Below are 14,881 nucleotides of genomic sequence, written 5' to 3'. Positions count from 1 at the left end.
GTATTATATATGACTAATGAAATTACGTGGCGGCTTGAACATGAAAAGGTAAGCCGGCTCTTATTGCACTATGCTATCCCTGCCGTAATCGGTACGATGGTAAATGCTTTGTATAATATTGTAGACCGGATTTTTATAGGACAGGGTGTGGGAGCTCTGGCAATTTCGGGCCTTACGCTTACATTTCCTATAATGTTGTTTATGCAGGCCTTTGGGATGTTGGTCGGTATAGGGGCTGCTACGCGGGTCTCCATATTTCTGGGACGGAAAGAACTTGGGCAAGCTGAGCATGTTCTGGGAAATGCCTTGACCATGACTTTGCTGTTTGGCGTGCTGACCATTGTGCCGGCTATGATTTTTATAAAAGACCTTTTGCTTTGGTTTGGTGGCAGCGAACAAACCATTCCTTATGCCGAGGCTTATTTATATATTGCTATTCCGGCTAATTTACTGGCTTCATTAAGCTTTAGCTTTAATGCAGTGATGCGTGCATCGGGCTATCCCAAGAAAGCCATGTCCTATATGTTACTGGGAGCTGTGTTGAACGTAATTTTAGATCCGGTTTTTATTTTTGTATTTGATCTGGGGATTCGCGGAGCTGCAATTGCCACCGTTATTTCTATGGCTATCAGTGCGGCATTCGTATTAAGCCATTTTTTGAGTAAAGAGAGCCTGATTCGTTTCCGGAAGAAGTACATGGCACTGGACTGGAAAATCGTCTGGATTATATTGACAATAGGAGTTTCTCCTTTTGCTATGCAATTGGCAGGAAGTATGGTCAGCGTATTTCTTAATAATGCATTGTTACGTGAAGGTGGAGATTTGGCGATAGGGGCTGCCGGTATTATCAATAGCGTAGGGATGTTGTTGGTTATGCTGATTATTGGTATAGCCCAGGGAACACAACCGATTGTGGGCTTCAATTACGGTGCCGGACTGCACCAGCGTGTTCATGATACGTTGCGTTTAGCTATTATTACGGCCACATGTATTACTACTTCGGGCTGGTTGTGTTGCGAGTTGTTTCCGTCAATAATAGTGAAGGGTTTTACCTTGGATCCTGAGTTAATAAAGATTGCCTCTAATGGTTTACGTTTGAACCTGATGGGCTTTTTGGTTGTTGGTTCGCAGATCGTTATTAGCCAGTTCTTTCAAAGTATTGGCTTTGCGTGGAAAGCAATGTTTTTAAGCCTGAGCAGGCAGGTGTTGTTTTTGATTCCTGCCATATTGGTTCTTTCTTCCATGTATGGATTAGACGGTGTATGGCTAACAGGCCCTTTTTCAGATATACTGGCTGCAATAGTTGCTTGGGGATTCTTGATTCATCACGTTAAAAATGCAAAAAAGTGAATTGCGGAAATGAACATATATGTTTCTTTACATGTATATTAGTTGAGTGATAGTTCACTAAATATAAACAATTAAAATAATGAGACGTATGAAAAAAGTATTGTTATTACTTGCAGTCTTGATATTCGGGGCAGGTTCAATGATGGCACAACAGGATAAAGCTGCAGAAAGAGCTGCAAAAAAAGCTGAAAAGGAAGCAAAAAAAGCTGCAGAGGAAGCAGAAAATAATGCCTTGTTTGAGCAAGCCATTCAAGCACTAAACGATAAGGATTTTGTATTGGAAGCTGAAAGAGTAGAATTTAAACGCGGCAGCTTTGCTTATGTTACCCCTTCAACTAATTTTGTTTCTTTGAAAGGTAATAAAGCAACAATACAATTGGCATTTAACGGTGCATTTTCCGGACCGAATGGGATAGGTGGTATTACGGTAGATGGAAATGCATCTAACATAGAAATGAAAACAGACAAAAAAGGTAATGTTACTTTTAGCATGATGGTACAGGGGGTTGCCGTTTCTGCTAACGTTACTTTCCGCATGATAAAAGGTTCGAATAAATGTACCGCAACGGTAAGTCCGAACTTTAATAGTAATAGAATATCATTTACCGGTAATTTGTATCCTACCGAACAATCAAATGTATATAAAGGACGTGCTTTATAATCATTTTGATATATAGAATGAAAGAGACGTAGTGTTGCTGCGTCTCTTTTTTTATATCTTTGTGCATCATATAAATTTTATACGTTATGCAATTATCCATAGATCAGAAAGACATTGACAAATTCTTAATGATAGGAGATAAGGTGCTGATTAAGCCTAAGAATCCGCAAAGTCAGACCAAAACAGGATTATATTTGCCTCCATCAGTACAAGAAGGCGAAAAAATACAGGTTGGATATATCATCAAAACCGGGCCTGGTTATCCTCTTCCTTCTCAAACAGAGGAACCTGAAGTTTGGCAAAAGAAAAAAAATGAAGAAGTCCATTATTTGCCTTTACAGGCACATGAAGGAGATCTGGCTGTTTATTTGCAAAATGCCGCTTATGAAATCAATTTCAATGAAGAGAAATTTCTTATTGTACCTCATTCCGCTATTTTAATGCTAATGAGAGATGAGGGATTGTTTGAATAATGCCTTTTTGTTTAACAAAATAGTTACAGATTAACTTTTTTGATGTATTTTTGCAACCTAAACAAGATGACAAACTATCAACTGTAACGATTATAATGAATAAAATTGTAAGTAAAGAACATTTCTCAGCAAATGTAGTAAAGTTGGAAGTGGAAGCTCCTCTGATTGCCCGCTCACGTAAAGCAGGCCACTTCGTGATTGTAAAAGTTGGCGAAAAAGGCGAGCGTATTCCTTTAACTATAGCGGGTGCAGACACAGAAAAAGGTACGATAACTCTGGTGATCCAGACGGTGGGTGGTTCTTCCCGAAAGATATGTGACCTGAATGTAGGCGATTATATTACAGATCTTGTGGGCCCGCTTGGACAAGCTACACATGTTGAGAAAGTAGGGACAGTCGTTTGTGCCGGTGGCGGTGTGGGTGTTGCTCCATTGCTTCCTATTGTAGAGGCTTTCCATAAAGCCGGAAATCGTGTGATTGTTGTATTGGCAGCCCGTACGAAAGATTTGGTTATTTTAGAAGAACAGATGCGTGCAAATGCTGATGAAGTTATTATTATGACAGATGACGGGTCTTATGGTGCTAAGGGTTTGGTTACAAACGGTGTTGAAAGTGTCATCAACCGTGAGAAAGTGGATCTGTGTGTGACAATAGGCCCGGCTGTTATGATGAAATTTGTTTCTGCTCTTACAAAGAAATATGAAATACCTACAGTAGCCTCTTTAAATACAATCATGGTAGATGGCACAGGAATGTGTGGAGCTTGCCGTATTACAGTTGGAGGAAAAACTAAGTTTGTATGCGTAGACGGTCCTGAATTTGATGCTCATCAGGTCGATTTTGATGAGATGATAATGCGTCTGGGTGCTTATAGAAATATTGAAAAGAAGTAACAAAACGGTTTTATATAGAATCATGACAACAGAAGAAATGATTGCAGCCCGTCGTGCTGAGCCTTGGAGAGAAGCATTGCGTAAAAGCAAAAAAAATAAAGAGCGTGCGGATATTCCCCGCGTAAAAATGAATGAGCTGGATCCTGAATACCGCAGCCATACCCGGTTGGAAGAAGTTAATCTGGGTTTGACAAAAGAACAGGCAATGCAGGAGGCTCAGCGTTGTTTAGACTGCCCGAATCCTACATGTATGCAGGGTTGCCCGGTGAGCATTAATATCCCGACATTTATAAAAAATGTAGAACGTGGCGAATTTCTTGAGGCTGCTAAAGTTTTGAAAGAAACGAGTGCCCTTCCTGCAGTTTGCGGACGTGTTTGTCCACAGGAAAAACAATGTGAAAGCAAATGTATTCATTTAAAAATGGGCAAAGAAGCTGTTGCTATTGGTTATTTGGAACGTTTTGCGGCAGATTATGAACGTGAGAGCGGTAATATATCGGTTCCGGAGATTGCGGAGAAGAAGGATATTAAGATTGCTGTTATCGGTTCTGGCCCTGCCGGTCTTTCTTTTGCCGGAGATATGGCAAAGAGGGGATATGATGTCACCGTGTTTGAAGCATTGCATGAAATAGGAGGCGTATTGAAATATGGTATTCCTGAATTTCGGTTGCCAAATAAAATTGTAGATGTCGAGATTGACGGCCTTCGTAAGATGGGGGTTCATTTTTTCTCTAATTGTATTGTTGGCAAAACAATCAGTTATGAAGATCTGCATGCCGAAGGTTTCAAAGGTGTTTTTGTTGCCAGTGGAGCAGGACTTCCTAATTTTATGAATATTCCGGGCGAGAATTTAGTTGGTGTTATGTCTTCAAATGAATATCTTACTCGCGTAAACCTTATGGATGCAGCTAACCCGGAAAGTGATACGCCTGTGTTGCAAGGGAAGAAGGTTGCTGTTATAGGTGGAGGTAATACTGCAATGGACTCTGTCCGTACAGCCCGCCGCTTGGGTGCCGAACGCGCTATAATTGTATATCGTCGAAGTGAAGATGAGATGCCGGCACGTTTGGAAGAAGTAAAGCATGCCAAGGAAGAAGGCGTAGAGTTTATGACTTTGCATAATCCGGTTGAATATATCGGAGATGATAAAGGATGCGTTAAGCAGATGAAATTACAGAGGATGCAACTTGGCGAACCGGATGCTTCCGGACGCCGTAGTCCGGTTCCTGTAGAAGGGGCTATAGAGACTATTGATGTGGATGAAGTAATTGTAAGCGTTGGTGTTTCACCTAATCCACTTGTTCCTCGTGCCTTTGAAGGTTTAGAGGTTAGCCGTAAGGGAACTATTGTGGTGAATGAAGAATCCATGAAATCTGCTTTAGGCGATGTCTATGCAGGTGGAGATATTGTAAGAGGCGGTGCTACCGTAATATTGGCTATGGGTGACGGACGAAGAGCCGCTGCAGCAATGGACGCTGATTTACAGTCGCTGTAATTTATATAATATATGAATGCTTTCCTTAAACTTTCATGTTAAGGAAAGCATTTTTTTGAGTAAAACCACGTATATGATAAACATAAGCACCAACTACTATGAATCGTCACACATGTTTCATGGAAATATGTCCATTATTATGGGGACGAGATTGGATGTTATTCTTTTGGGGCAGGAGAAATATCGGTTGGAAGCTGCCTGGAATCGAGTGCAAGAAGAAGTAATAAGGCTTGACAAGATGCTCAACCGTTTCGATCCGGAGAGTGAAATTTACGTCTTGAACCAAACCGCCTCACATAATCCAGCCAAAGTTAATGATGAATTATGGCATATTCTGCTTCATTGTAAGCAGTACTACACTTTGACCGAGGGCTATTTTGATATTAGCTTGAAAGATTATTCGCGTGTTGTGCTGGAGCAAGCAACTCAAACAGTTTTATTTGATATACCGGATATTTATTTGGATTTGGGTGGGTATGCCAAAGGGTATGCACTGAATAAAATGCGTGAAATATTGCAACAAGAAGGCATAACGCAAGCGCTGATTAATTTTGGTAACAGTTCTGTTCTTGGCATAGGAAGCCATCCGTATGGAGACTGTTGGTCTGTGGGAATTGATAATCCGTATTGTCCGGGTGAAATATTAGGTGAAGTGCAGCTAAAAGACAGTGCTATGTCTACTTCGGGAAATATGCCGAGTCATCCGCAGCATATTGTAAACCCTATGACGCATGAATATATCACCGAACATAAGTTGGTCACAATTATTGCATCCGATGCCGTGGATGCTGAAGTCCTTTCTACCGTTTTAATGGCTACGGATACCGAACAAGCCGAACGAATAAAACAAAGATTTACTATAGATTATAGCCGGATATTTATTTTGCCTGGATAATTATTTGTCCTTATGATTTTTTTGAATCATAAGTATGATATTTTAAAACCATAACGATGAACCGGAAAAGAGAATGATACTTTTATTGTTTTTTTATGGTTTATATAAAAAAAGGTTTTACTTTGTGGCAGTAATACCACTATGTAATATTTTATGAGTAAAATCAGGCATAATGACATAGATGCGTTCTTGTTGGATCGAATTGCCGATAACGATGAAGAAGCCTTTTCTTCATTGTTCTCAGAATATTATGCCGATTTTGTAGTATTTGCCGGTTCATTTTTGGGAAAAAGAGAAGATTCTGAAGAAATTGTACAAGAAGTATTTGTTGAATTATGGGAATCAAGAAACCGGTTAAAACGCGATCGCTCTTTAAGATCATATTTACTGACCATAATTCATAATAAATGCATGGATGCTCTCCGGCATGATCAGATAAAACAGAATTATGTGGAATATATCATTAAAGAGGATACAGAGAATCCGTATGATGTGGAGTCTTCCGTTTTTTTATCCGATTTACAATATCGGTTAAAAGAGGCATTTGCTAAATTGCCGGCAGAGTTGTTAATCCCTTTTAAAATGAATCGTTTCGATGGAAAGAAGTATCAGGAAATATCTGATGAATTAGGACTTCCCTTGCGTACTATTGAATTTCGTATTTCCAGGGCACTTAAATTGATCCGGATGTATCTGAAAGAATATTTTATATTTTGCCTGCTTTTGGGTCTCATATAACCTGTTTTTCGTAATCATATATTTTTTTTGAAAAAAGTGTACATTTTTACTGCGATAAAAATGTGCCCAAACGTATTATATATGTAAAACGGAATCTGATGGAACAAAATAAAGATATAGAGTTGCTTTTAAGTAGGCTTTTTGCAAATGAAGAACTTACTTCTGATGAAAAACTGTTCATCGATGAATGGTTTAGTATGTCCGAAGAAAACAGATACTATTATAATGAGCTACGGTTAATATGGGGAAATGCGAATCCTGCGTTTCCCAGAGATGAAATAGATGTGGAAAAAGCAAAACGACGTGTGTTGCAAACAATTCGCAAACGGAGAAGTAAAATAAATGTAGTGGTTCATATATTTCGTACGGTGGCGGCTATATTGTTTATTCCTTTGTTGTTAACTCTTGGATATATGTATAGTGCGACAGACAAAGAGGAGAATGAACAAGTTGTGTATAATGAAGTTTTTGCTGATTCATTTACACGCTCTGCCGTAATATTGCCCGACAGTTCAAAAATATGGCTGAATTCGAAGAGTTCGTTGATATATCCGCTTAAATTTAAAGATTCTCGGCGTGAAGTGGAGTTAAAAGGTGAAGGTTATTTTGAAGTTCATGCAGATAAAAATTCTCCTTTTATTGTAACCTGTAATTCTCAAAAAATAGTTGCAACAGGAACGAAATTTTCGGTACAAGCCTATAATCCGGAGAATATGATCGTATCATTGGGCGAAGGGGTTGTGACTGTGAAACGGCCGGATGATAGCAATTTAGCCCAATTGAAACCAAACCAAACACTTAAATATAATTCCATACAGGATGCATCGGTGGTTATAACGGAGGATGTTTATAAACGTTATGCATGGAAAGATGCTAAAATAGTATTCCGTAATGACCCCCTGGATGAGGTTATGGAGCGTTTGAGCCGGATATACAATGTGAGAATAATAATCAGCGATCCGGAAATTAAGAAATATACCTTGAGAGCCACGTTTGAAGATGAAACCATTAATGACATTTTATTTCTTATAAAAGCTACTTCTCCTATTATGTATAAGGAGTTACCACGTAGTATAGATGAAAAGACCGGAAATATAAATCAGAAAACCTTTGTGATATCTAAGCGTAAGTAATGTAAAACCACAAAAAAGAATATGTATATGGAGTAAAAGAAAACAGTAAAAAAAGTGGGTAAAAGTATTAGATACCTTTACCCAAAACCAAAGTATTTTAGGAATAACATTCTTCTAAGCGCAACCGGCAAGAAGCAAAAAGAAGAATGTAGTTTAAAACTTTAATTCAGTACAAAAATATGAACAAACATGGAAAACCACGAGGAAAAAGATGTTTTTTTTCTCTTGACCGAAAATTGTTGACTATTATGAAGCTTACACTGTTCTTTCTATTTGTTTTTTTGCTTCCTGTTTGGGGAGAAAGCGCATATTCTCAGTCCGCCAGAATTTCCTTGGATTTGAGTAATGTGTCAGTGGAAGAATGTCTTAACGCGATTGAACAAAAAAGTGAATATTATTTTATGTACAATGGCAAACTAGTTGATGTGTCGCGTAAAATATCTGTAAAAGAGAAAGATGCAAGTATTAAAGATGTTCTTTCTGTCCTGTTTGGAAATACGAATGTTAGTTACCAAATTATTGACCGGCAGATTATTCTGGCTCCTTCGGAAGTTGTAGCTGCTATTCAACAACAATCCAAGAAGATTACAGGCCGGATATTAGATCCTTTAGGCTTGGCTGTTATCGGGGCGAACGTAATTGAAAAAGGTACAAGCAACGGTACTGTTACGGATATAGATGGAAATTATTCGATTACAATCACGGGTGATAATGCAATCCTTCAATTTTCTTCAGTTGGTTATGTTCCCATAGAGAAGCATACGGGTAACCAATCTGTAATAAATGTAACATTGGCAGAAAATGTTGAGAATTTGGATGAAGTAGTCGTTATCGGATATGGCGTACAGAAGAAAAGAGATGTGTCTTCTGCAATTTCATCTGTGGGCTCGGAGGCACTTCAGGATAAACCGATTGCAAACTTTGCCCAAGGTATTGCCGGAAAAATGGCTGGTGTACGCGTCTCAAATACAAATTCGGCTCCTGGAGGAGGACAAAATATAGTGATACGTGGTACAGGTTCTGTAAACGCCAGTAATTCTCCGCTCTATGTGATAGATGGTTTCCCTATGCAGGATGGATTTAATTCAGCTGAATCACCATTGAACTCGATTAATCCTGCGGATATCGAGTCCATAGAGGTACTAAAAGATGCTTCTTCAAGTGCAATTTATGGTACACGTGCTGCTAATGGTGTCGTTTTGATTACTACAAAGAAAGGTAAACAGGGAAAACCGAAAATTAATGTGAATGTGAGCGGTGGCGTACAGAATGCAATGCGTAAAATGAAAGTATTAGGACGGGAAGACTTTTTGACGTTCATGAATGAATCGAGGGCGAATGCTTATCTTGTGGAAGACCCGAATTTTGGAACGGATAATCCCAACCTGCCTCAATGGTCATATTATGATGATTTTAATACAAGAATAGAAAACTGGCGGAAATATTCCCAACATTCAGCTTCAATGGTTCCAGGAGCAAAGCAGGAACGCTGGATAACGGTGATGGATACATGTTATAACTCTCCGTATGATACGGATTGGCAAGATGTATTGCTGGGAGATGGTAGTGTCGTTGATGTTCAATTATCGATGAACGGAGGAACGGATAATATGAATTATATGATTTCCGGCGGTTATTACAACAATCAAGGTGTTGTGAAGAATACGGATTATGAACGTTATTCTTTACGTGCGAATGTAGAGGGTAAGGTAAATAATTGGCTTAAAGTAGGTTTAAATATTGCTCCTTCTCTCGAAAATACAAGTGTGTTATCTAATACGAATGTTTCGGGAAGTGCTAGCAACAATCCATTCTTCAATGCATTATCATTGCCTCCTATTTTAACTCCGACAGATGCCGACGGTAATCCTATTTATTATGGAACTGAACTGGATAATCCGTGGGACTGGAACTTTGCACCGTTTGTGAATCCTCTTCAGACAGTAAAAATTACCGATAAAAGACGGACTGCTAAAGTGGTAAGTGCATTATATGCCGAGGTTAAGTTCTATAAAGATTTGACATGGAAAACAGACTTCCATAATGAATACCGTATGTGGGAAAAAAATTACTATATGCCTAGCTATATACCTACTACAGCATTGCCAACTTCACGTTCGACAGGAACTTATCAAAATGCAAACCGGATTTATTGGGATGTACAGTCTGTATTGACTTATAATAAGAGGATAAAAGAACATTCACTGACTGCAATGGTTGGTATTTCATTTGAAAAGGTAAATAATAGAAGTGCCTATATAAAGAAATATGATTTTCCTCAGGATTTGATTACAACATTGAATCAGGCAACGACAGTCGCAAATCAGCTGACGGATGCGCGTACGAACCGCTCGGCAGAGAGTATGATCGGAACATTTGCCCGTGTGATGTATAATTACAACAGCAAATACTATTTGACAGCATCTGTCAGACGAGACGGGTCTTCTAAATTTGGAGTCGATAACCGTTGGGCTATATTCCCCTCTTTTTCTTTGGCTTGGCGCGTTTCTGACGAAAAGTTCTTTGATATGTTCAGGCCATATATAAATGATTGGAAACTACGTGGCGGTTGGGGACGTATCGGTAATTCAGGAATTACGAATTATCTTCATTTGGCAACATTAGGTTCCAGTTCCTATGTATTTGGTAGTGGTTCGGATGTTACGGCAGCATATTCGGATAATCGTATTGCTAACAGATTGTTGGGATGGGAGACGACTTCCGATATAAGTGTTGGTACGGATGTTTCATTTTTGCACAACCGTATTGGTTTGTCTGTCGATTATTTTGACCGTAAAACGTCTGATATGCTATTTAATCTGCCATTGCCATCTATAACAGGGTTTGCTAATGTAATGCAGAATATCGGTTCGATGAGAAACCGTGGTTTTGAGTATGCCTTGAATACACAAAACTTTATTGGTGAATTTAACTGGAACACTTCTGTTACATTATCTTATTACCGTAATAGGGTAACGGATATTGGTAATGACAAGCGCCCGTTAATCAGTTATAACTGTTATACTACAGAAGGTAAACCTCTGGCGGGCATTTATGGTATGGTTAGCCTGGGCCCGTATAAAGATTGGGCAGACGTAAAGTCTTCTCCGATATTCAATGCAAACAGAACAGTGTGGAGAGAACGTTCGAATCCGGGAACTCCGAAAGCAGCGGATGTTAATGGTGATGGTATCCTGGATGCTTCCGATAAAACGATTCTGGGAAATGCAATTCCTGATTTTATCTGGAGTATGACAAATAACTTTGCCTATAAAGGCTTTGACCTTTCATTCCAGCTATCAGGTGTTGTAGGTGGCGAAATATCTATGTTCGGATTCCAAGATATGGCTTTCCGCGCTTCGGGTATGAAGAATATTACCCAGGATTATTTTGATAATTATTGGAGACCGGATAATACAGATGCAAAATATCCGGCACCTTCCCGTAAGAACTATGACGGTTCGGTATTGGATGGAGGTTTGACTTATAGCGCTTCCTATGTAAAGATGGATGACATAACGCTGGGATATACCATACCCGGTAAATTGACACGGAAATTTGATGTCGGTTCAATACGCGTTTACCTTAATATCAATAATGCGTTTATGATTACTAAGTTCCCCGGCTATAATCCTGAAACAAATTATCAAGGAGATTCGGCTTTATCTCAGGGCATAGATCAAACAGCATCTTATCCATTGGCAAGAACGATCTCTTTTGGTATAAATCTGGGTATCTAACGAATAAAAACTTAATGTTATGAAGAAGATTCTATATATACTATTATTAGCTTATACATTGACAGGATGTGAAGATTTCCTTAATCAATTACCGGAAGACACCTTGTCGCCCGATGCATATTATAATGATACGAAGGAGCTAATGACTGGATTGTCAGGATGCTATAAGTTGCTTCAGAATATTTATAGCCCAGTCGAAATGACGAAGGTGCTTGAACTGATGTCCGACGATGCTAAAGACCCTCGTAATACGGATGTTTTCCATGTTTTCCGGAAAACAAATGCTAATTCTCAAACAAACATCTGGACACATAATTACAAAATGATATATAATTGTAATGCCCTTTTGAATATACTTGCTACATATAATGGAGCGACAGAAACCGATCGTCGTGAAGCACAGGCAATAGAGGGAGAGTGCCACTTTTTGAGAGCTTTGGCTTATTTTAATTTAGTTCGTATCTATGGAGATGTACCTATGGTTACGGAATTGTTTGCTAACCCGACTGATGCTTTTGGAATAGGCCGTACACCTGTAAATGAGATTTACACGAAAGTGGTTATTCCTGATTTGGAAAATGCAATAGCTAACTGTTATCCGAAAGGGGCTAAAGAACTTATCGGTTCTGAAGCCAGAGCTACAAAAGGCAGTGCTTTAATGATGTTGGGTAAAGTTTACATGACTATGAATAATTATGCGGAAGCAGAAAAGGTGCTGCAAAGATTAATCATTAATAAAGAAGGTGGAGAATATGGGTTAATGCCAACTATGCATGACGTATTCCAGCCCGAGAACAAATTTAATAAGGAATCTATCTTTGAGGTCAATTTCAATGTATCCGGAGGACAAGCCTGTTATTATTTCCAGATTATGATTAATGACATAGCCATACGTTATGGTACTACTTATAATAGCGCATACCAAGCGGAGCATAACTTGATGCGTGAGTTTGTAAAGTATAATGAAGACGTACGTTATAAATCTACTTTGGATTCCGGCTATGTACCTAATGCATCCCCTTACATCCAGGCTTTCCCTGTAAAGTTTGCTCCTGAAGGTAGTATGAGGGCTGCTGTGAAAAATACAGGTACGGACAATAATTTTATGGTATATCGTTATGCAGATGCTTTGCTTATGTATGCAGAATGCCTGATGAAATCCGGCAATAAAGTGGAAGCTATAAAGTATATCAACATGGTTAGGAATCGTTCGGAAATGGAGTCGTTGCCAAACGATCATCCTCTGGATATCTATTGGATATTGCATGAGAGGAGAATGGAACTGACTTTTGAAGGACATCGTTATTTTGATTTGGTTCGTACGGGTAAAGCCATTGAGATAATATCAAAAGACCTGATGACAGTTTGCGATTTGGACGATAAACCTACTTTGGAACCTATACAGGAATATCAGTTGCTCCTTCCTATACCGACAGCTCAGATAGAGATAGACCAGACATTGGTTCAAAATAAAGGTTACTAATATGTTAAATCAATAAATATACTAAAGATGAAAAGGACTGCATATTTTTTAGTGTTTGTGTTTTTGACGACTGTGCTTATGTCTTCTTGCCTGAATGAAGATGATGTTAAGAATCCAAAGGTCTACAGTTTGAAATTCTATACAATAAATGAGAATAAAGAATTTGTTGAAGTTGGAGAGCCTGTAAAAGGGGTAACATACACAATCGGGGTAGAAACAGATGCGGATATTTGTTCTGTGTGGCCCGGCGGAATCCGGCAGATAGTAAAGAAAGTTGGTTCGGATGTCGACTCTACCGATATAAATGGAAATGTAGTATTGTCTAAAAGCGACTGTTATCAGGACTATGGACTATTGAAAGCTCAGGGATTGAAGACTTCTTTGAATTCTTCTATTGGCTGGACTACTACTTATCAGTATCCTAAATCAGGAGATTTTGAATTTACAGTTGTCGTGACAAACCATGGCTATGATTCTCCCGAATACAAACAGGTCGCTGTTCCGTTTACGGTGAAAATCAGATGATAAATTAATTGATAGGATATTAAAGTATACACAAATGGGAATAAAAAATATTGGTAGACGAGATTTTATTAAAAGTATGGGTACAATCGGCGGTAGCGGCCTATTGTTGTCTTCATTGCCTCAGTTGCATCTCTTCGCTCAGGAAAGAGAGAAACAGGTGAAGGGCCAAAAGGCACGACTCGCCGTAATCGGAACAGGCTCCAGAGGTATGTATCATATAAACCATCTGCTACAGATACCTCATGCAGAGGTAGTTGCTTTGTGTGATATTTATCAGCCTCATTTGGATAATGCTGCAAAACAGTACCCTAAGGCAAAATTGTATAAGGATTACCACCAGGCCATAGCCGATCCGAATGTGGATGGAATCTTAATAGCTACGCCATTGAACATGCATGCACCTATTTCAATTGCAGGATTGAAAGCCGGAAAACATGTCTTTTGCGAAAAGTCTATGGCCCGGACAATGGATCAGTGTAAGGAGATGTATGATGTTTATAAAGAATCGGGTAAGGTTCTTTATATCGGCATCCAGCGTTTGTTTGATCCGAAGTATTTGAAGGCTATCGAATTAATAAAGAATGGTACAATCGGCCAAATCGTCGGTCTTCGTAACTTCTGGTATAGAAATAATGATTGGCGCAGACCTGTTCCTGATCCATCCTTGGAAAAACTGATAAACTGGCGGTTGTATAAAGAATCTTCCGGAGGTTTGATGACGGAGTTGGCCGCTCATCAATTGCAGATGGGAACCTGGGTCAACCATTCGTTGCCTGATTACCTCACCGGCTTCGGCGATATCATTTATTGGAAAGACGGCCGGGAGGTTTATGATAGCGTAAGCGTGATCTACCATTATCCAAACGGTTTGCGTATGACCTTCGAATCAATCATTTCGAATAAGCGTTACGGTATGGATGAACAGGTTCTGGGTCATGAAGGAACATTGGAGTTGGCTCAGGGTTTGTTGTATACGGAAAACCCGAAACCGGCTCCTGGTATCCAGCAGTTGATAAATCAGATAGAGCATAAGGTGTTCGACAATATCTCGTTCGCGGGTCCGAGTTGGGTACCGGAAACGGCCTCCTCTACAAAGGGTGAACCTATAATGGATCATATCCAGACTCATGATGGCTCTAATACTACCGGCGCTACAGTAGATGACGGTTCAAAGGGCCTTGTATCGGCTTATTGTTCATCAGTCATCACCGGCGATCCGATACCAAATCTGGTTGAGGAGGCGTATTATTCGTCCGTTCTGGCTTTGCTGGGCAATAAGGCAATGGAAGAACGTTCGGTGATAGAGTTTCCTGAAGAATACAAAATACCNTGTTCATCAGTCATCACCGGCGATCCGATACCAAATCTGGTTGAGGAGGCGTATTATTCGTCCGTTCTGGCTTTGCTGGGCAATAAGGCAATGGAAGAACGTTCGGTGATAGAGTTTCCTGAAGAATACAAAATACCATATTCATTTGACGCATAATTATGAGAG

At 39.4% G+C, this 14,881-nt stretch carries 11 protein-coding genes and 1 pseudogene; all 12 read left to right on the top strand.

What is annotated here, in order from left to right:
- Nucleotides 1–9 precede the first annotated feature (9 nt).
- Entirely contained in the window at nucleotides 10–1,350 is a 1,341-nt protein-coding gene (locus tag CTY47_RS08525; protein ID WP_099464350.1) for an MATE family efflux transporter, read from the top strand.
- A gap of 88 nt (nucleotides 1,351–1,438) precedes the next feature.
- Nucleotides 1,439–2,011, top strand: coding sequence for a DUF4251 domain-containing protein (locus CTY47_RS08520; protein ID WP_099464349.1), 573 nt, complete (start codon nucleotides 1,439–1,441; stop codon nucleotides 2,009–2,011).
- An 86-nt stretch (nucleotides 2,012–2,097) separates the two neighbouring features.
- A complete protein-coding gene (locus tag CTY47_RS08515) occupies nucleotides 2,098–2,484 on the top strand; it encodes a co-chaperone GroES (protein WP_099464348.1) in 387 nt (128 codons plus the stop codon).
- Between the two features lie 95 nt (nucleotides 2,485–2,579).
- Nucleotides 2,580–3,377: a sulfide/dihydroorotate dehydrogenase-like FAD/NAD-binding protein gene (locus CTY47_RS08510; RefSeq protein WP_099464347.1), complete on the top strand. Its 798-nt coding sequence runs from the start codon at nucleotides 2,580–2,582 to the stop codon at nucleotides 3,375–3,377.
- 22 nt (nucleotides 3,378–3,399) lie between these two features.
- A complete protein-coding gene (gltA, locus tag CTY47_RS08505) occupies nucleotides 3,400–4,872 on the top strand; it encodes an NADPH-dependent glutamate synthase (protein WP_099464346.1) in 1,473 nt (490 codons plus the stop codon).
- Between the two features lie 73 nt (nucleotides 4,873–4,945).
- Entirely contained in the window at nucleotides 4,946–5,767 is an 822-nt protein-coding gene (locus CTY47_RS08500; RefSeq protein ID WP_158228515.1) for an FAD:protein FMN transferase, read from the top strand.
- Nucleotides 5,768–5,920: 153 nt separating this feature from the next.
- The gene (locus CTY47_RS08495) at nucleotides 5,921–6,505 is read left to right on the top strand and encodes an RNA polymerase sigma-70 factor (RefSeq protein ID WP_099464344.1); all 585 of its coding nucleotides are present in this window, start codon (nucleotides 5,921–5,923) and stop codon (nucleotides 6,503–6,505) included.
- Nucleotides 6,506–6,603: 98 nt separating this feature from the next.
- Nucleotides 6,604–7,638, top strand: coding sequence for a FecR family protein (locus tag CTY47_RS08490; RefSeq protein ID WP_143813358.1), 1,035 nt, complete (start codon nucleotides 6,604–6,606; stop codon nucleotides 7,636–7,638).
- Nucleotides 7,639–7,886: 248 nt separating this feature from the next.
- Complete coding sequence (locus CTY47_RS08485; protein WP_158228514.1) at nucleotides 7,887–11,378, top strand: TonB-dependent receptor; 3,492 nt, start codon at nucleotides 7,887–7,889, stop codon at nucleotides 11,376–11,378.
- Between the two features lie 19 nt (nucleotides 11,379–11,397).
- Complete coding sequence (locus CTY47_RS08480; RefSeq protein WP_099464341.1) at nucleotides 11,398–12,861, top strand: RagB/SusD family nutrient uptake outer membrane protein; 1,464 nt, start codon at nucleotides 11,398–11,400, stop codon at nucleotides 12,859–12,861.
- A gap of 27 nt (nucleotides 12,862–12,888) precedes the next feature.
- Nucleotides 12,889–13,386, top strand: coding sequence for a hypothetical protein (locus CTY47_RS08475; RefSeq protein WP_143813357.1), 498 nt, complete (start codon nucleotides 12,889–12,891; stop codon nucleotides 13,384–13,386).
- 34 nt (nucleotides 13,387–13,420) lie between these two features.
- Nucleotides 13,421–14,713 (top strand): annotated as a pseudogene (locus tag CTY47_RS08470) (Gfo/Idh/MocA family protein); the annotation flags it as partial.
- Nucleotides 14,714–14,881 lie beyond the last annotated feature (168 nt).

Origin of the sequence: Parabacteroides provencensis (genome assembly GCF_900232875.1) — a bacterium.
GTDB classification, from domain to species: domain Bacteria; phylum Bacteroidota; class Bacteroidia; order Bacteroidales; family Tannerellaceae; genus Parabacteroides; species Parabacteroides chinchillae.
Note: the sequence above shows the minus strand (reverse complement) of the source record. Positions and strands in the feature narration are given on the sequence as shown.